Annotated in this window: 16 protein-coding genes; all 16 read right to left on the bottom strand. The window is 59.2% G+C overall.

What is annotated here, in order from left to right:
- Positions 1-58: 58 nt before the first annotated feature.
- The 16 genes from LT988_RS23170 to LT988_RS23095 all read right to left on the bottom strand — a co-directional run bounded on the left by LT988_RS23170 (position 59) and on the right by LT988_RS23095 (position 16901).
- Positions 59-844 carry a TIR domain-containing protein gene (locus LT988_RS23170; RefSeq protein ID WP_232407876.1) on the bottom strand — a complete coding sequence of 262 codons (786 nt, stop codon included), beginning with the start codon at positions 842-844 and terminating at the stop codon, positions 59-61.
- A 441-nt stretch (positions 845-1285) separates the two neighbouring features.
- Positions 1286-2098 carry a hypothetical protein gene (locus LT988_RS23165; protein WP_232407875.1) on the bottom strand — a complete coding sequence of 271 codons (813 nt, stop codon included), beginning with the start codon at positions 2096-2098 and terminating at the stop codon, positions 1286-1288.
- The gene (locus LT988_RS23160) at positions 2095-2835 is read right to left on the bottom strand and encodes a M15 family metallopeptidase (protein WP_232407874.1); all 741 of its coding nucleotides are present in this window, start codon (positions 2833-2835) and stop codon (positions 2095-2097) included. Before LT988_RS23160 ends, LT988_RS23165 begins: the two co-directional genes overlap by 4 nt.
- 273 nt (positions 2836-3108) lie before the next feature.
- On the bottom strand, positions 3109-4371 hold the full coding sequence (locus LT988_RS23155; protein ID WP_232407873.1) for a TIGR02270 family protein: 1263 nt from the start codon (positions 4369-4371) through the stop codon (positions 3109-3111).
- A 190-nt stretch (positions 4372-4561) separates the two neighbouring features.
- On the bottom strand, positions 4562-5896 hold the full coding sequence (ltrA, locus tag LT988_RS23150; protein ID WP_232407872.1) for a group II intron reverse transcriptase/maturase: 1335 nt from the start codon (positions 5894-5896) through the stop codon (positions 4562-4564).
- A gap of 529 nt (positions 5897-6425) precedes the next feature.
- Positions 6426-6632 carry a type II toxin-antitoxin system Phd/YefM family antitoxin gene (locus LT988_RS23145; RefSeq protein ID WP_232407871.1) on the bottom strand — a complete coding sequence of 69 codons (207 nt, stop codon included), beginning with the start codon at positions 6630-6632 and terminating at the stop codon, positions 6426-6428.
- A 3-nt stretch (positions 6633-6635) separates the two neighbouring features.
- The gene (locus tag LT988_RS23140; RefSeq protein ID WP_232407870.1) at positions 6636-6884 is read right to left on the bottom strand and encodes a type II toxin-antitoxin system RelE family toxin; all 249 of its coding nucleotides are present in this window, start codon (positions 6882-6884) and stop codon (positions 6636-6638) included.
- 225 nt (positions 6885-7109) lie between these two features.
- The gene (locus LT988_RS23135) at positions 7110-7997 is read right to left on the bottom strand and encodes a hypothetical protein (RefSeq protein WP_232407869.1); all 888 of its coding nucleotides are present in this window, start codon (positions 7995-7997) and stop codon (positions 7110-7112) included.
- 21 nt (positions 7998-8018) lie between these two features.
- Positions 8019-9149 carry a PAAR-like domain-containing protein gene (locus LT988_RS23130; protein WP_232407868.1) on the bottom strand — a complete coding sequence of 377 codons (1131 nt, stop codon included), beginning with the start codon at positions 9147-9149 and terminating at the stop codon, positions 8019-8021.
- 2 nt (positions 9150-9151) lie between these two features.
- Positions 9152-10183, bottom strand: a complete 1032-nt coding sequence (locus tag LT988_RS23125; protein ID WP_232407867.1) for a hypothetical protein — start codon at positions 10181-10183, stop codon at positions 9152-9154.
- Between the two features lie 11 nt (positions 10184-10194).
- The gene (locus LT988_RS23120; protein ID WP_232407866.1) at positions 10195-11301 is read right to left on the bottom strand and encodes a DUF2169 family type VI secretion system accessory protein; all 1107 of its coding nucleotides are present in this window, start codon (positions 11299-11301) and stop codon (positions 10195-10197) included.
- Between the two features lie 5 nt (positions 11302-11306).
- Positions 11307-11543, bottom strand: coding sequence for a hypothetical protein (locus LT988_RS23115; RefSeq protein ID WP_232407865.1), 237 nt, complete (start codon positions 11541-11543; stop codon positions 11307-11309).
- A gap of 21 nt (positions 11544-11564) precedes the next feature.
- Positions 11565-12125 (bottom strand): DUF6484 domain-containing protein, encoded by a 561-nt coding sequence (locus LT988_RS23110; RefSeq protein WP_232407864.1) that lies wholly within the window; start codon positions 12123-12125, stop codon positions 11565-11567.
- Positions 12126-12153: 28 nt separating this feature from the next.
- On the bottom strand, positions 12154-14337 hold the full coding sequence (locus tag LT988_RS23105) for a type VI secretion system Vgr family protein (RefSeq protein WP_232407863.1): 2184 nt from the start codon (positions 14335-14337) through the stop codon (positions 12154-12156).
- Positions 14338-14541: 204 nt separating this feature from the next.
- On the bottom strand, positions 14542-16023 hold the full coding sequence (locus LT988_RS23100) for an autotransporter outer membrane beta-barrel domain-containing protein (RefSeq protein WP_232407862.1): 1482 nt from the start codon (positions 16021-16023) through the stop codon (positions 14542-14544).
- 209 nt (positions 16024-16232) lie between these two features.
- Positions 16233-16901: a PP2C family protein-serine/threonine phosphatase gene (locus LT988_RS23095; protein ID WP_232407861.1), complete on the bottom strand. Its 669-nt coding sequence runs from the start codon at positions 16899-16901 to the stop codon at positions 16233-16235.
- Positions 16902-16909: the final 8 nt, after the last annotated feature.

Below are 16909 nucleotides of genomic sequence, written 5' to 3'. Positions count from 1 at the left end.
GCCCCCGACATGATGTTCCCCCGTCATCGATTGGCCGACACGTTCGCGACACGCTTACTCAAGCGATCTCCCGGACATGCAACTCGCAGCTTCCAACCGCCACTATATCTCCCGGCGCAATTCTCCGGGGTACCTGGACCGGTTCGCCGTTCAAAAACGTTCCGTTTGCGCTGTCGAGGTCCATCACCGTGAGGCAAACTCTCCCGTCGAACGTCACCGCGTCAAAGCGGGCATGGCGTCGGGACACACAATCATCGTCAACGCGCAAATGCGCCTGCGGAGAACGACCAATCGTCGCCGAGTTATGCACATACAGGCGTTCCTCATACTCGGCCCCATGAACGCGGACAACTCGGACCAGGAGCGATGCGTGCCGCGTCTGCGCAACGAGGGTCGTCGGCTCCGATCCATCCGCCGCGGTCAAGCCCAGGCATCCCGTCGAATGACCGTGCGCAGCCGCCTGGATCAACGCCAACAAGTCGCGAACTGCCAGCTCGAAATCAGCTCGAAAATCGACGAACTGTAATGTACCCAGTCGCAAGTGCAAATCAACAGGCCTACAACTCCGCGCCATGATTGGAATCACCCGCCCCGTCAGATGCTCCACGGCCCAATGCGTCTCGGCCTGAACCCACTCCGAACGCTGCGAGTCGGGCGATAGCACGACAACAAACCAGTCTGCCCGTGCCAACGCCGCACGAATCTGCTGCTCCCAATTCGCCGCAATCTTGAGATCCGTCGACGAACACCAGGTTTCTAAGCCACAGGCTTCCAGCGCCGGCTTAAGCCGTGCAACCACGAAATCGCGGTCTAGGCTTGAATGACTGATGAAGATTTGAGTCATAACGCGCGCACCGATTCAGTTACTCATGCGCCATCCGCGTCGGAACGCAGTCCTCAGGCAGGCAATCCTTACAAAACGAGCACTGGCCAGATTAAAAATATCTCAAACAATCCAGTGCCGATTGTCATCCAATCTTGATTATAAGACCTGAGGCTTACCACTCCGCAGACCAACCGCATCAATAATCCGGCCAGAAGTCGGGATTTAGGATCTCCTACTCACTGTACAGACATTGCGGTGGAGAGACCGCGCCATGGTTCGGCGCATAACCGCCGATAGGTTTGCGTCCGGCTTTTCGATAACGAAGTGATAGTGAATCGTGCCATTGATCGGGGTCAGCATAGTGACCCCGACTTCCCGCGCAGACTCCAGCCCTTAAGGAGAACGCCATGCGCCGATGGGTCTGCCTCTTCACACGATCTCGTAGATATGACACCGAAGCTACGGGATGGCTAACCTGAAAGACTCCAGCTCCAAGTCTCCCTCGGCGTTAACTGACTCCTTCTCGCAGGTCCAGCCATATCCCTCTATGGTCGGATTGGTGCAGCGCATCGCTTCGGCGACAATGCTGCCGTTTGCTAGGGCGTACAGTCGGGTGCTGTGCAACAGATGCGTCGCTGCGGATTCTTCGACGCAGGTAAGCGCGATATGGGTTTTCGTCATTTCAAACTGCGGGTCGATACAATCCCTGGACAGACCCAGCACGCGATTCAAACCAGGATTGTCGACGCGAACACCGACGCGCAGCCCCTCCCGAATGTCTTCCGGAGCTATTTCCAATCGTGGCACGATGACGGCGATCCAACCGTCGTCCAGGGCAAGGGCACGGCTCACCGCGTCCTCAAGGCCCCAGTTCACCGCGTCGATCGGGCCCCGCGCAAAAGATGGGTCAATGGCTGGAACTCCTACGCTCGTCGGGCTTGGAGCGACCACGTCGCAGCGCCGCGCAAAGGCATCTAGGACGCCGCGCTCGCGCCACTCGGCAACCGCGTATTCTGCCGGCGCCCGTTCGGCGAACAATCCGGCGACGACGAACAGACCTTTTCGCAGATTGCGACAATCGTCCGTGTCAACGATCAGTAGGCCCCTACCTCCATCTTGCAGCTGATGGGCGTTGGCGAGCGCGTCTCGCAGACTCTCCTGTGTAGCCAAGATGGTCAACCACGTAGCCGGGGAATCGGCAACTGCTGGTCGCCCCACCCCTGCCGTAATCGCGGCTCCCAACATAAACAGTGCAATCAGCGGATGTCTCATAAGCCGCTCTCACGTTTTACTGTCACAAGCTCGCTGTTCCGCCGTCCCTGGATATGCGCCACATCTTTGAAGGACGTCCAGTCACCGCCCCACACAAGTCCCCGTTCTTTGGCCTCTGCCCCAAGCGCATCCCAAAAGCCATTCTGTTCGGCCGCTGCGGTCCATGCCCACCGACGATCGATAATGTCCGCCGCATAGGAGTTCGGTATACCGTTGGGCTTCTGGGCGTTGTGGAAACTGAACTTGACCTTGCTCCTACCCTTTTTCACCAGTTCCAGCTGCACCTCCACCGATCGCCACCCATAGAACACTTTCGGTTCAAAGCCCCGCTTGCTCAATGCACCGAGTACAGCCATGACCTTAACGCGAAATCCGGGGTTCATGCTCGCTAGCTTCTTCTCCTGACTCCAGCGGGCGCTATCGCCCCCCCACTTTGCTCGATCAACGGCCAAGATCTGCCGCCATTTTGCCTCCGACCCCGGACTGTTCATCGCGATCAGGGTCTTGCCATTTGGATCCACCCGTCCATCCGGGTTCCTCAGGCCAACAACCAACTTCTGGAAGCTACGAATGGTCGCAATGGTTACCGGCCCGCACCTGCCATCGACGGCGAGTCTCGTGTGAACTGCAGGTAGCTGAGCATTGAGCTGAGCCTGAACGACTTTTGCATCCTGAAATTGATTTACGCCCCCGTAACCCACGGACTTCTTGATGTATACGCTCTGATTAATTGGCATCTAAACACCACTCGTTGTCAAATTGATTCAGAGATGCTAGAAAATTGAATTTTCTGCATAAATTGGCAATCAAGACGGCGCCTGGATTTCCTGCCTGGCACAATTGGCCATTCGGCGTGTTGGCGCAACTCACACAGTGGGCCGACGGTGCGAGAGGCACGTAGCACCAGCACATAAGGCCAGTCAGCGCATACGGTCAACATTTAGCTGGAACCGAGGTCCCGAACAGTCGAAAGCGTGACCCCTGCTCTGCTGCAGAGCCCAGAGGCCATGCTAGACGGACTCAAGCCAGCGCTTTTGCCGCCACGCGGGGGCGCGAATGGGGAACAACGTCGATCCCGGGTTGAGCAGGCAGAGGTATTCTGTCGCCGCGGCTCTCTGCCGCTGGAAACCGTTTCGGAGGACCTCGGTGCAATGCTCGCGGCTGACGGGTGCGCCCATGAAGTAACGTGCACCAGGACGGAAGCGGACGCTGTTTGCGACCCACCACTGCTGGAGCTTTGCCGGGTCCGGCCATGGAAGGCTCTCATCGGGGTCCATCGCGACGTCATCGTCCTCGGGGTTTTCGCTCGGGCCGGACTCGAGGTCTTCCGGAGGGGTCCGGTCGAGATCGAGGAAGGAGAGATCGAGGCCGGTGACGAGGGCGAATGCCTCGCCCGCCGAGCGTGAAAGCTTTGGGTCATCCATCTGCTGGATGAGCCAGGGCAGGTATGCCGGGTCGCCGGCGAATCCGGAACCGAGGATCAGGAGTCGCCGGTCAGCGGGGTCGCTGGCCAACCGCCTAAGCAGCTCTTTCGCGTCGGCTTGGTCCACGACCTTCAGCAGTAATCTCAGCGCCGGCTCGCGAAACGGACTCGGCGACAGCGCGATGCCTGCCAACGCTTTTACGCCCTGCTCGTCTCGGCCCAAGAGCACGGCGGACCAGGCGGCCCAGATACGCGCTTCGTCATTCTCGTCTTTCAGGGCCGCGACGCAGGCCCGTAGCAGATCCCGCCGGCCCGACTCCCCGGCGGCACGCAGGGCGCGAGCACGCAAGGCCGGCTCGGGATCGGAGATCGCCTTGGCAAGCCCCGCGCCTGAGTCAACCCCGTGCATCGTGCAGGCGGCAATGCCGACCAGTCGCCTAAAGGCGTCGGCCGAGCCCAGCAAGCCCGAGACGATGCCTTCGAGATGTTGAGCCGACACCCACCCAAAGGCGGAGATCAGCCCGCGTCTCGCCTCCGGGATAGTCTTCGCGATCGCGTAGAGCTTCTCCAAGCGTCCTTGATCCTTGGCCTCGATCGCTCCCACGGCGGTAGCGAACACTTCGCCGGTCCCGGGGCTCTCCAAAGCCCCTTCGCATAGCCCGGAGCCGTACTCACCAGCCACCGCCAGTCCGTCCAAATGTGCGGCGATCCGCTCATCCAGGCGCGCCAGGTGATGCAGCTTGACGTGCGGCGCGTCGACCAGAACCGAACGGGTGTGGCGAAGCAATGCCGCTTCCTCGGCGTGTTGCTGGACTACCGCCGGAATGGGTCGGTGGGAGTTGGCTAGCATGCGCCGTGATGTCGAGCCGAAGCGTCGGTATTGTTTGCTGTATTCGTGGTCGGAGAGTAAGCCGGGTCCTCACCGTCGGTTAGGCTGATGTTTGTGTTCTCTGTTTGCCGCCTGGTTTCCCGGCGGTGCCACATGATCTCGGCCATACGACGGTTTGTTCCCGGCTCCTCGCAGAACCGGACTTGGAGTGTTACACCATCCGGCTCCCAGCTTGAGTCTTCCACCAAGGAACGGGGTAGAGGTCGTGAATGATCCGCGCCGTCGGGAGCATGGGCTTGATGACCGCGTAGAAGCGCTTCCAGGTCAACGAGCGACGTTGGCTGCGCCGGTTGAGCCATTTGAACAACAGGCCCGTTGCGGCGTAAAGGTAACCCGATACGCCCCGGCTATTGCCGCTCACACCGTAATACTGGATGTGTCCGCGCAGATGCCGGATCAGGTACGCCACCATCGCCCGCCCGCCTCGCGCCCGCAACCCCCGCAGACGCTCGCTCAGGAGCTTGAGCTTCTTGCCGACCCGCTTGCCGTCGCTCTTACGCCCGACAACAAAGCGCCCCCGCCGGCTCTTCCCGACACAGTGAGTGAAGCCGAGGAAGCTGAAGGTACGCGGTCCGGGCGTCTCCGCCCGCGTCCGACCCAGCTGGTCGCTGCCGAAACGCAGCAGCGCCGTTTTGCTCGGCTCGACCTCCAGGTCGAACTGCGCCAGCCGTGCGGTCATCTCGGTGAGAAAGGCCCGTGCATCGCCTTCGTGCTCGAAGCAGGCCACATAGTCGTCGGCATAGCGAATCAGGTACGCCCGTCCCGTGCAGGTCCCCGCAAAGCGTTTCTCGAACCAAAGGTCGAGGACGTAGTGCAGGTAGATATTGCTCAGCACGGGCGAGACCAGACCCCCTTGTGGGGCGCCCTCTTCACTGGCCGTGAACGCGCCGTCCTCCATGATGCCGGCCTTCAGGAACCGCCGCACGATCCGCAACAGATTGGGATCGCCGATGCGGTGCTCCAGGAAGTCCATGAGGTGGGAGTGTGACAGATGATCAAAGAAGCCTTTGATGTCCGCCTCCACCACCCACTGCGTGCGCCCGTTGGTGATGACCTCGGCCACCCGGCGCAGCGCATCGTGCGCGCTGCGACCCGGCCGAAACCCGAACGAGCAGTCCCGAAACTCCGGCTCCCAAATGGCCTGAAGGATGCGGCCGAGGCGATCTTGGACCAGGCGGTCCTCGAAGCTCGGCACCCCCAACGGCCGATAACGGCCGTCCCCTTTCGGGATGTAGGTGCGCCGCACCGGCAACGGCCGGTACCCCAGACGGCGAATCCGTGCCGACAGATCCTCCAGACGCGCGTCCAGACCCACTGCATAGTCGTCCTTCCTAACCCCGTCGACTCCGGGCGCCTTGCGTCCGTCCTGGCGCTCGAAGCTTTCGCGCAACCCCTCCGGGTCAAACAACATGCCCATCAGGGACGTGAACCGCGTGTGCGGTTCCGCGCGCGCCATCAGTGTGAAACGCTCAAGCTTGCTGGTCACGGTCAGAGTCCTCTCGGTGTAGGGCCGTGTTTCACTCTTGCGTTGTCTCAAACCGCCACCCCTTCGCTCCGCCCGCATTACCGGGTATCAACGCTACTATAGGTGGCTCCGACTTCCGCGCATCGCTGCCCGCGTCCTCGCTTTTGACACTTGTTCGCGGGTGCCCGCCTCCGACGGACCGATACACGGATCTCCCTGGTTACCGCGTGCTCTCGATGTCAGGCTCGATACGGCCTCGGACCCCGGGGAGTACCCGTGCCACTCGCCATGACGCGACACGGACTGTTGCCTGCCGGAGGGACAAACCCGTCGGCACTCCCGACCAAATGTTTCGGGGCTCAACACCTTCAAGGTCGGCTCCACCCGTTACCTTTGCACCTCGCCTGCTGTCGTGCCTACGCATCGACGCGGCTGTTACCAGCCGCGCCGCAAGGCTCGATACCGGGCTCGTGGCTAGCGATTACCCAGGCGGGAGTTCCACCCGCTAGAACACGCGGCCTTGCCAGGCCGCACTGTCCCCTATTTTCCGCTACTGATACTCGCCGAGGCCCAGTTGAGTTACGACATCGGCCAACGAAGTCGCGGCTGCAGTAGCCTCAGTTTCCTTGGCGCTACGGAGATCCTGTAAATCCTGATAATCTTCGAGAACTTCCGCCACTGCGCGAAACTCCTCGATGGGAAGGACCACGTATTCTTCAGAACCCTCTTTCCCTATAAACTGAGGATGCAAGTTCATCAATCACCTCTTTGCGTAAACATGCTTTCGGTGCATCACGCGGTACACGACGACTGTAGCCTCTTCGACCTCGAAAAGCACCCGATCGTTACCGACGCGCAGCCGATACTCCGGCGTGAAGTCGGTGAGGCGCTTGATGTCTCCGGTCAGCCCACTTTCCAGCTCGCTAAGCTTCTTTGCAATACGAGCAGCGTCTGGTTTCTGAAGGCCACACATATCCTTTACCGCCTGTGGCTTTAGTTCGACCTTCATACGGGATTCGTTTGCTATCGGACGGTTCGGATATGGGCTAACGCCTGCGTTTCAGCCCATTTGTTTGGCCGAAAGGCCTCGTTAGGAGATCATTAATTTCCTCGAACGGATTTCCAGAGTTGAGTAAATTGTCCTCCGAACACGCACTGAACCCGCATCCCCTTTCACCCAAAAATCGAGGCAAAAGAAAAGACCTGACCCCGAATTCTGTGACCCCGAATTCCCTCAGTCGTACCTTGTCCACCTATTTCCATCGAACGACACTACATCGTCTCGGCCGATGGACCACAAGACGCCTTCCACCGTAGTTAGACTGAAGCAGGTCGGCGTTGGTATGTCGCCAAAGTCTACCTCGACCAATCTATTTCCGATCAGCGTGTAGAGCGATGACAACGTCGCCACGTATAGTCTGTCCTGAAACCAGCACATATCCCAAAGATCAACCGTTACCTCGTCGTCCCATGGAACGGTGTCCCAAGAATCGTTTCTACCTCTGATTAAAACGCCTTGTTGCCCTGTGACATAAACCATGTCGTCAGGCGCGCAACAAACCCCCGTTAAGATGACGCTGGTGGGGCTGTTTCTATTGTGCCAATTGGAACCATCAAATTCCCAAATTTCACCGCCCCATCCCACGGCGTAGATTTCATTCTCGGCGTATCCATCGATAGCTTCAAATCCCAAGCTTTCGGTATCGCCGGGGCGTGATGCGCTCATGTCGACCCAGCGGTGCTCGTCGACGCGCTTGTACACCTGACGCGACATGCCGCAGGCAAAAATATAGCCAGAAATGCCGCGCGCATTTCTGATCATGATCGGATCGGGGGAAAGTTTCTCTTTCTCGGATAGTCCACCACCCAAATAAGTAAGTACATCCCCATCCTCGCCAATCACAATTAGCTTAGTCGATGGTGCTCTCGCAACGGCAATGGCGCTTGAGTCCCATTCGGAGTCGACACAGTCAACCCATTGCCCTGCTTCAACTCCGACCACGCTAGTATGGGCGATATCCTGCTTCAGCAATGCCTTCCCTTTGCTAATCACAAAAACTCGGTCGCGCCGCGAAGCAATACCGCGAACGAACTCTCGTGCTGCTACAAATTCACTTTTCATTTAATTGCGACCCTAGAAAATCTAAGCACCCGAACTGCTCACACCTGTCTTTGGCAACATGTCCGATATCTTCTTTAGCAGCGCTTTGACATTGCCCATAAAGTTCTTGCCTGTCGGTGAGTATTTAACCGCTTTTCTCTGGTCTCCCATTCCTTTGTGGCCTGCCTTCAGCTGCGCTTCGATGCAGTCCTGGTTACACTGGGGTGCCACTGCCTTGGCGCCAGCCGCACAATGCTTAACCTCCTTATCGAAAGACCGGTGGGTGCCCGCGGATATGCCGCTGGAGGCCTTATGGTGCGCGTGGCGTAGGCCATGGCTCCCCGTGCAACTGCCGCCCTCAAGACACATGCAGGGTGCATCGTCAATTCTGTAATCCTCCCATCCGGGCATTGCTTCGCCATCGCTTACGGATGTCTTGAAAAACGAACTCTTTGGTACGATGTGATCGCCCGTCTGCGCTGGACAACATCCGTTGATTCCATCTTGGGGCTTCGCATTAAACGGTACCAAGCGGCATCGTCTCGCTGCTGAGCACGGATCAGCGCTAGCAGACTGAGCGCGCTTGGTTGATGTCGCCTTATCCTTGGTGTAAGAACCGGAGAGGCCTGCTTCTGCGCAAACGTCTTTACCATTTTTCTTATACGGCTTGTAATCTTTGCATGCCGCCTTCTCCTTTTTTACATCGCCAGCGCAAGCCTTTCTCTGTGCGGGTGTCATGGTGTCTAGGAATGGCCATGGGATAGCCTCATTGGCTAGGGGGCTCGCGTGATTGTTCGTTGTCATATCCAGGTGACGCACAGCGTTCGCACCCTCGAACAGCACATCCATAGACCAATTTATGAAATACACTTTGCCCGTGTTCTTGCTTGAAACTACTCCTTTCTTTGAGGCGCACCCTGCTTCATCTCCAGTCGATTTCTTGAAGAAAGACTGGTTCTTTAGCATGACTTCCTTCTTGGAAATCCTTACACTCTTACTTCCATCAGTAGTGTCGGATGCAAAGCCGGTATTTGGGTACGGCACAGGAACTCCAGGGGGAGTGGCAGGGTTCTCTGGCGGCGTAAAGCATACGTCTGGCATGGCGCAGATCGTTTTGCCGGCTCCCGCGGCACATGCCACTTCTCTTCCGTTTGAAAACACCTTGTTGGCCACTTTCAAGTCCTCTTAGAGTGCCAGGCCAGGATCATCGAAGCGCGCTTCCCATTATCATTCGCAACGTGTGCCAGAATGTTGTCCCCTTTCGCGTACCGTTTTTCACACGCGGATTTAAGAACCGCAAGCATGACTATGCCTATCGCCGACCCGGTCTGACCGACACATTCAGCGGGATGCCAGAAGTCAAACTGCTTACGCTTAGTTCGGTCTAGACGGCTGAACGCCAGACTTGCCTCCTTGAAGTAATACTGTTCTCCAGACACATCGGTAACCCTGAATTGAAGGATTGACTCTGTGCGTCCTGCGTCGCGCAGTGATTCTTTGATCGCCGATGCCAAACCTTCGGCTTTCAAAGGCTGGTCCGACCGAACGTGCGCGTTCTCAAAGCCAAAGCCAACTCCAGGGCAAATTAGCTCGGTTTCGCGATGAGGTAACCCGACCAATAGTGCCCCGCCGGCCTCACCGGGCATAAAGCCATCGGAATTGCCCGCGGTGAGGAGGCGGTCTTCCCGCTCGTAAACGTTTAGTGTAGGCCAGGTGAGCAGACTATCTGTTGCAGCGATCAACACACGCGGCTTGCTGCCCTCGTAGATCAACTTGCGTGCTTGGGAAAGCGCAACAGCGACACCGACCCGCCCCGCAGCAATGATCGTGGATTCGGGGGAGAACGTTGAGCCCAACTCGTTCTCGATGTCGAGAAACAGATGCTCGTCCAGCCCGTCCAGTCGGCCCGGGCGCTCGCGCTCGGCGACGCAGAGCAGCAACGGAATACTCGCCCAGTCCGCGCTCGGAATGCCATCGAGACACTCGGCAATCGCCATCGCCGCCATCTTGGTGAGCTTGCTGAGGCCGCGCCACGGCTCCGCAAGCGGCACCTGATGAGCCATGATCCATTCGCCGTCGCTTCCCATGAAGCGGGTTTCGGTGGGGTTGCTGATCTTGGCGCGGATGGCGGCGCACGCCGCGGGCGCCGAAAGCCCCACGCTGGTCACGAGGCCGGTGCTCTTGATTGCGATGGGCTGGATAGGCATCTGTTGCGCCCTCAAGCCTCGCCCTCTGGAGGAGGGACCTGATCTTCAGCGACGATCGGAATGGGAAAAGCCACCTCCTCGCGCTGTTGCCACCATTGGTTGCCCTTCTTTCCGACCAGGACCTGGGCGATCTCGAACATGTTCTTCTTCAGGGGCCGGGCCACGCGCCACGTCATGGTCAGGCGCTCGAGGTCCGGCTCCAGCACCAGGGTATCGAGCTTGGCCTTGAGGTCTTCGCGTTCGGCTTTCTTGGGGAAGACGTGCACCGGCGCCTCGAAGGCGGGGACGGTGAAGCTGCGTCGCCCGTCCGGCGTCAGGTTGGTCATCGCCACGTCCTGCCCGCCGAGCGGCCCGTCAATCTGTTGGTCGAGCGGCGCGGCCTGGTAGTACTGCTCGTCGAAGTCGGGCGGAAGGAAGGGGAAGTGCTCGTCCAGCCAGTTCTGGTCATAGGTGCCCGCATAGCGGTAGCGGGGGTCCCATCCGCGGCCGAGGGGGCCGAAGGCCATCGGGAGGTATGCGTCGTCGGGCCGCTGGATCGGCCGGTCGACCTCCTCGGCGTTGGGCAAGGGTGAGCCGTCGACCCATTCGCCCTTGAGGTGCCTGTGGAACCCCTTTCCGACCGGATTGCGCATGAACGCAGCGTGCTGGCTGGGGTCTTCGTGGCGGTTGTCGACACCGCCGAACGCGCGGTCGTAGCCGATGGGCATAACCGTGAACGGCCGCGGTGCGCTCGCGCTCACCCCGGTCGAAGCGGCCTGCCAGACCCTTTCGCCGACGACCGCAAACGTTTTCGTGATGCCGTTCACGCGCAAGCCGACCTGAACCCGAGTTGCCGGACGACCATCGGGTGCGTAGGCGCTCCCGACCAGCAGCACATCGACGCGTTTCTTGCGCGGCGCAAAGTCGACCTCATAGACCGGCGCAGAAAAACCAGGCTCGCCGGTGAAGGTGTCCGCCATCACGAGCGGCAACTGCTCATCCGCCAACCGGAGCGGCTCAGCCGAGGTCCGGGGCAGGACGAAGGTGCCCTTGATCACGACCACCAGCAACTCCCGGCCGCTGGGCTCCATGCCCATCGTGTAGCCGGCGACCATGCGTGTGGCGTTGATCAGGTCCATCTCGGCTATACCAGATTGCGAAAGTGTTTCACCCAGAGCGGGTTCTTCACGGGAAAGAAGATTTGCCGAACCCTGCCGACGAGCATTCTGTTTCCCTTCGCCGTGAGTGGGATCGAGCCGAAGAGCTTCTGCGGGGCACCGGCGCCGGAGAACCCCGTCAGCCTCTCGCCAGCGGGGAGTTCGAGTGCCAAGACCTCTTCGATGGAGTTCCACTCATGTTCATTCCACGCTGAGTCAGTCATCGAGATCACTTGGCGATCCGTTCAGTTCAGCTGCACCGAGCCGCCTTTGATCCGATTCACGCCCGATGAGCGGCTTAGAACATAGGCGCCATTAATCAATATCTTGCCTGCCTTGGTTAATGTAATGCTGGCCTTTCCGCAGCGAATCACGACCTGCTCCTTCGCGCTGACGAGCAACCGCTCGCCGTCCGCGTCGACCTCGACCTGTCCCGGTTGATCCGGAAGCGGCCAGCCGTCGCCTTCGCGCAGCACACCCATCACGATGGGCTTGGATGGATTTCCGCCTTCAAACGTGAGCACGACCGATTTGCCGATGTGCGGCCCCTGCAGATCAATCACGGTGCGAGCCGGCAATGCCGCCGTGCCCGGCTGGCTTGGGTAGAGCACGAGCGGGGTGCACCCGTCGTTCGTCAAGCCGATCAGCTCGCCAATCAAGACTCCCGCCCCGAACTTTGCCGCCAGCGGTGCCGGCGGGCGTGATTCAATCAGCGGTCGCAGCAGATTTTCGCTTACCTTATCTTCTTTCGCCTCATCTTCTTGGGCATCGAAGACCCGCTCGGCCAAGGCATCTCTCACGCTCATGGGCAACCTTCTTGGGTGGAAGCTCGGATTAGTTTTGAAGGATCTTCGAGCCCTTCATCGTGATGTCGCTCGATGCCTTGATGTTGATCTTTCCGCTTCCCTGGATGGAGATATCCTTGCCCTTGATGGCGATGGTGCCGTCCTTCTTCATCGAGATGCTGGCGCTTCCGGTCGTGATGGTGATCGAGTCACCGGCATTGATTGACAGGTTCTTGCCGACGCTCAGACTGTCGTCCTTTCCTATCGACACCGAGCGGGCCTCGCCCACGGATACACTCTCCGATTTCGCGACGGACTCGGTACGCGCGCCGCCGATCGAAATGCTCTCGTCCTTGCCCACGTTTTCGCTGCGGTTGGCACCGATGCTGATGCTTTCGTCCTTGGCCACGCTCTCCGTTCGCCCGCCGCTGATGGTAATCGTCTCGTTCTTGTCGACGGTCTCCGTACGTCCACCATGGACGGTAATCGTCTCTTCCTTATCGACGGTTTCGGTGCGATTTTGGTGGATCGTTATCGTCTCATTCTTGTCCACGGTCTCGGTGCGGTTTCCGTGCACCGTGATGGTCTCGTTGTTGTCGACGGTTTCGGTGCGGTCGTGCTTGATGTGACTGGTCTCGTCGTGGTCTATGGTCTTGTGTCGATCGTTCCCGACCCAGTGGGTCTCATCGTTCTCGACCTCAATGTCCTGGTTTTTCTCTGCATGGATCCAGAGCTGCTCCGAGCCTTTTTTGTCTTCCATCCGAATGGCATTCGCATTGGCTTCACTTCCAGCCTTCGTCGAGCGGCTCAGGATTCCGCTCTGAGTCATGTTCGCGGGTAGACCCCAAGGCGGCATCTGATCGCCGTTATAGACCCGGCCTGTGATGATCGGCTGGTCAGGATCGCCCTCAAGAAAATCGATGATGACCTCTTGCCCGATGCGCGGGATGGCAATGGCGCCCCAATTTTTTCCTGCCCAGGGGTGTGAAACCCGTACCCAGCAGGAACTGTTCTCGTCCGACTTGCCATAGCGGTCCCAGTGGAACTGAACCTTGACGCGGCCGTACTGGTCGGTCCAGATCTCCTCGCCGGCCTTGCCCACGACAATGGCGGTCTGCGGGCCTTGAACGATGGGCTTCGGCGTCGTGCGCGACGGACGGAAGGCGGTCTGGGCATCGATGGCCGTCAAGCTGCATTGGAAGACGTCGCCCTGCGGTAGGTCGGCACCGGACCCAAACACATCCGATTGCAGCCGGTAATGGGCAGAGACGATGAGATACTCCCGGTTCTGATCGTCGCGCGGGTATTTGGTGAGGTTGAACAGGTGACCCATGGCCAGACCACGCGCATTGCCCTCGGCGCGCGCCGTCTCGTAACCGGCATGCAGTTCTTCGAGGCGCACGCGCGCATAGGACTCACCGTCACCGGTTTCGACATACTCGCCGGGATAGTCGTAGACCTCGAGATCGGCGTGCTCGTGCGACTTGGGGTTGCTGCGTTTGGCCAACAGGCTTTTGCGTGGTGCGGTGAAGTCGAAGTCGGTATGGGCGAAAGTGCCGGGCTGCACGGCTTGTACGACCGACCAATCGCTGATGTGGTCCCGCTCCCGGAGCGAGGTCGCATCGGGGGGATAGTAGGGGATCTCGTCGGCTCCCGAAGCGGGGCCGTGGGCGCTGTAACTGTCGGCAAGAATCAGCTTGTGCTTACCGTCTTCGTGGGTAAAGTAGTAGTACATCCCCTCTTGCTCCATCAGACGGCTGATGAAGTTGAAGTCGGTCTCGCGATACTGCACGCAGTACACCCACTGCCGGTAGCTGCCGCTGAGACGTTCTTCGAAGTCCGTGTAGCCATGCTCGCGGAAGATCGCCTTGACGATGTCCGGGACGGTCTGCTCTTGGAAGATCCGACAATCCGCGGTGCGGGTCAGGAACCAGGTCCAGGGCACCAGCGTGGCCTGGTAGACTGCCAAGTCCCCGTCAAAACCCACTTGCGAGAAGCGATTGACGATGCCGTTGAAGTAACGCTGCTTGCCATCCAACAAATCCAGCCGAACGGTGACACTTTGGCCCAGCAGATCCTCGTGCTTGACGTCGATCACGTCGCTGATGAGATCGAGCTCGTACTCGAACAGCCGCCCCAATTCCTCGGTGGCCGTCATGCCGCGAAGCAGCAGCACATCGTCACCCAACGGGGTGGAGACCGACAGCGACCGATTCTGCTGTTGCAGGGGCATGTGGGCTACCTATTCAACACGCTTCGACCAAATATAGCAGACTGAATCTCATTGGCTAAATCTCGGCGGAATTTATCCCCCCCTTTTCACCGGACTTGGCTGCCTCCAGCGGACGGTGCCTATTACGATCCAGCACCATCGGCGTAGGCGGAGGGCCATCCGTGGCAGGACGCTGCGCCCGGGTTACACCGCAGCGAGTAGTCTTTAGAACTCAAGACGCACGCCGGCGTTGATGGCGTTGTATGTGACGTCCTCATAGCCGAGCAGGGTGTTGTAAGAGACAAACGCCGAGCGTCCGCCCGCGAACTGGGCCGAGATGCCGACACTCAGATCCGCATAGTCGCGGTCGGGCGTCTGGGTCAAAACGAACAGCGGCTGATTGTTGATGTCGTTGACAAAGCGGGCACCCACCTGTTCTTGTCCATTCTCGAATTCGTGCACCCATCCGATCCGCAGTTGTGGAATCCAGACTCCGGAACCGGAGCTGATGGCTCGTGAGACCTGAACGCCCAAGTCGGATGTAAACGACTCGAAGGTCTGGGAGTCGATGGCCAACGCCATGCTGCCGCCGACTCCCAGCGGATCAGACATCGTCTCGCTGTAGCCGTCGACGGCGTTCTGAAGGTAATTGAGTCGCAGCGAGGGCGTAACTGACCATGCATCCCGGTAGAAGGTGTAGCCGGCACCGACGTTGACGTTCCAGACGTCCGCGTTGGGGTCGGATGTAGCCACCTGTGACGCGGAGGCGGCGTCGACGGTCGTGCCGCCTGCCTCGAATTCGCCGGTGGTGTAGTTGATCCGGCGCTTCATCGTGTAATCGCTTTGGGCATAGCCGATCAGGCCATCGAAGAACAGGCCGTTGTCCATACTGTAGGAGCCGTATAGTGACAAGCCCCAGCTGTCACCCTCAAGGTCGCCGCGGTTGCTGTCGTAGTCCGATTTGCCATCGGCATAACGGACCGCAACACCCCCGATCAGATTGTCGTCGAAACGGTAGTCGGCACCACCCAGAATCGACCAGCCGTCAAAATCATAGCCCGGCTGATACTCCGTTGAATCCGCGTTCCCGGTAATGTAGCGGGCGTTGAGGAAACTGCCGAGACGGCCCGTCGTCAGGTCGCCGCCCGCGGCACCGCCCGTGACTGACTGCCCGAAGGGGTAGTCCGCGATCAGCGTCGATGGGTCGGCCGCTGGTTGCCCGGTGAGCCGGAGTTTCGCGAGCCGGCTCTGGATGATCGAAACGCCTAGATTTGCTGACCTAACTGCAACGGAGTTCTGCGCGTTGATCTGTTCGGCCGGCAAATCGTTCAACGCCTGTACCGAGCCGCTCTCATCCGTATTCGCGCCCAAGATGATGCGACCACAGTCGAGCTGGAAACGCTGATTGTTTGCGGCGCCTTCGCTACCGTTTAGACCCGTCGCGCAGGTCGTGACCAGTGCGGCGCCCGTGATCTGGCCGTTTATGGTTGTCTGCGATAAGGCATCGCTGTAACCCGCAAACGGATCCTGCGATGGTTCTGGATCGGGTATTGGTTCAGGGCCCGGCAGAGTCTGAGCGATGACCTGAAAGGGAAGTAGACAGAATGCAGATACGCCTACGGCTTGGGCTATAACCCTTGCATTAAAAGGCTTTTCGGAAAAAGGCCCGTCCTTCGTCAAATCCGCACACTCACGCGATGTCACCATAGCGAACCACTCCAATAATCATTGCCTTAAGTATGGAATATCGTGTAGCAAGAAAACCAACCTGGCGGACCATCCACAAAGTGAATCCGAAAATACCACATCAATCGTCCCCGTCAATGTGGTAATGAAAATTTTCTCTTGTGTCGTGTTGACGCTGTATGCAGATCGCATCCGGGCGTCGGATATCGGGACTGAAGTGTCGTGCCGGGCTAGCGATTCAGAAAATCGACCACCACCGCAGTCACGTTATCCCGTCCGCCCGCCGCACACGCGTTCTGAACCAGAGCCTGTACGACCTCCGGGGGCTCTCCGGAGCCGAGCAATTGCTCAATCCGTTCAAGCGTCAGCTCCTTCGTCAACCCGTCACTGCAAAGCAGATAACGGTCGCCTCCCATCAATGGCTCGAGTACGGAGTCGACCTGGATCTCGTCTTCGGCGCCTACCGCGCGCGACAACACACCGGCATAGGGATGCGACTCGGCCTGCTCGGCGGAGAGCTTGCCTTCGGAAACCCACTGCTGAACCTCCGTATGATCTCGGGTCAGTTGCTCTAATCGATCGTCCCGCAGGCGATATATCCTGCTGTCCCCAACCCACAACAGCGCGCAAGCACCTCCCATCGCCAACAGGACGACCACCGTGGTGCCGATGATTTCGTCGCCACTCGCATTGGCCTCGTCGATCAGACGCCGGTTGGCCTCCGCGATGAGACACTCGGCGTGCCGAACCGAGCGTCCCAACAGTTCCGGCACCGGCAGCTGAGCGAGCGCCTCGACGACCAGTTTGCTTGCCCGCTCGCCGGAGGCGTGACCACCCATGCCGTCCGCGACTGCCCAAAGACCGATGTCGGGTCGATCGAGAAAGGCATCCTGATTCATGCTTCTCC

It is taken from the genome of Thiocapsa bogorovii (assembly GCF_021228795.1).
GTDB lineage: Bacteria > Pseudomonadota > Gammaproteobacteria > Chromatiales > Chromatiaceae > Thiocapsa > Thiocapsa bogorovii.
The sequence above is the reverse complement of the archived record's forward strand: the minus strand, read 5'-3'. Positions and strand labels throughout refer to the sequence as shown.

Excerpts from the sequence above, each read along its gene's own strand:
- LT988_RS23170 (WP_232407876.1), bottom strand. The coding sequence starts at position 844 with ATGACTCAAATCTTCATCAGTCATTCAAGCCTAGACCGCGATTTCGTG.
- LT988_RS23165 (WP_232407875.1), bottom strand. The coding sequence starts at position 2,098 with ATGAGACATCCGCTGATTGCACTGTTTATGTTGGGAGCCGCGATTACG.
- LT988_RS23160 (WP_232407874.1), bottom strand. The coding sequence starts at position 2,835 with ATGCCAATTAATCAGAGCGTATACATCAAGAAGTCCGTGGGTTACGGG.
- LT988_RS23155 (WP_232407873.1), bottom strand. The coding sequence starts at position 4,371 with ATGCTAGCCAACTCCCACCGACCCATTCCGGCGGTAGTCCAGCAACAC.
- LT988_RS23145 (WP_232407871.1), bottom strand. The coding sequence starts at position 6,632 with ATGAACTTGCATCCTCAGTTTATAGGGAAAGAGGGTTCTGAAGAATAC.
- LT988_RS23140 (WP_232407870.1), bottom strand. The coding sequence starts at position 6,884 with ATGAAGGTCGAACTAAAGCCACAGGCGGTAAAGGATATGTGTGGCCTT.
- LT988_RS23135 (WP_232407869.1), bottom strand. The coding sequence starts at position 7,997 with ATGAAAAGTGAATTTGTAGCAGCACGAGAGTTCGTTCGCGGTATTGCT.
- LT988_RS23125 (WP_232407867.1), bottom strand. The coding sequence starts at position 10,183 with ATGCCTATCCAGCCCATCGCAATCAAGAGCACCGGCCTCGTGACCAGC.
- LT988_RS23120 (WP_232407866.1), bottom strand. The coding sequence starts at position 11,301 with ATGGACCTGATCAACGCCACACGCATGGTCGCCGGCTACACGATGGGC.
- LT988_RS23115 (WP_232407865.1), bottom strand. The coding sequence starts at position 11,543 with ATGACTGACTCAGCGTGGAATGAACATGAGTGGAACTCCATCGAAGAG.
- LT988_RS23110 (WP_232407864.1), bottom strand. The coding sequence starts at position 12,125 with ATGAGCGTGAGAGATGCCTTGGCCGAGCGGGTCTTCGATGCCCAAGAA.
- LT988_RS23105 (WP_232407863.1), bottom strand. The coding sequence starts at position 14,337 with ATGCCCCTGCAACAGCAGAATCGGTCGCTGTCGGTCTCCACCCCGTTG.
- LT988_RS23100 (WP_232407862.1), bottom strand. The coding sequence starts at position 16,023 with ATGGTGACATCGCGTGAGTGTGCGGATTTGACGAAGGACGGGCCTTTT.
- LT988_RS23095 (WP_232407861.1), bottom strand. The coding sequence starts at position 16,901 with ATGAATCAGGATGCCTTTCTCGATCGACCCGACATCGGTCTTTGGGCA.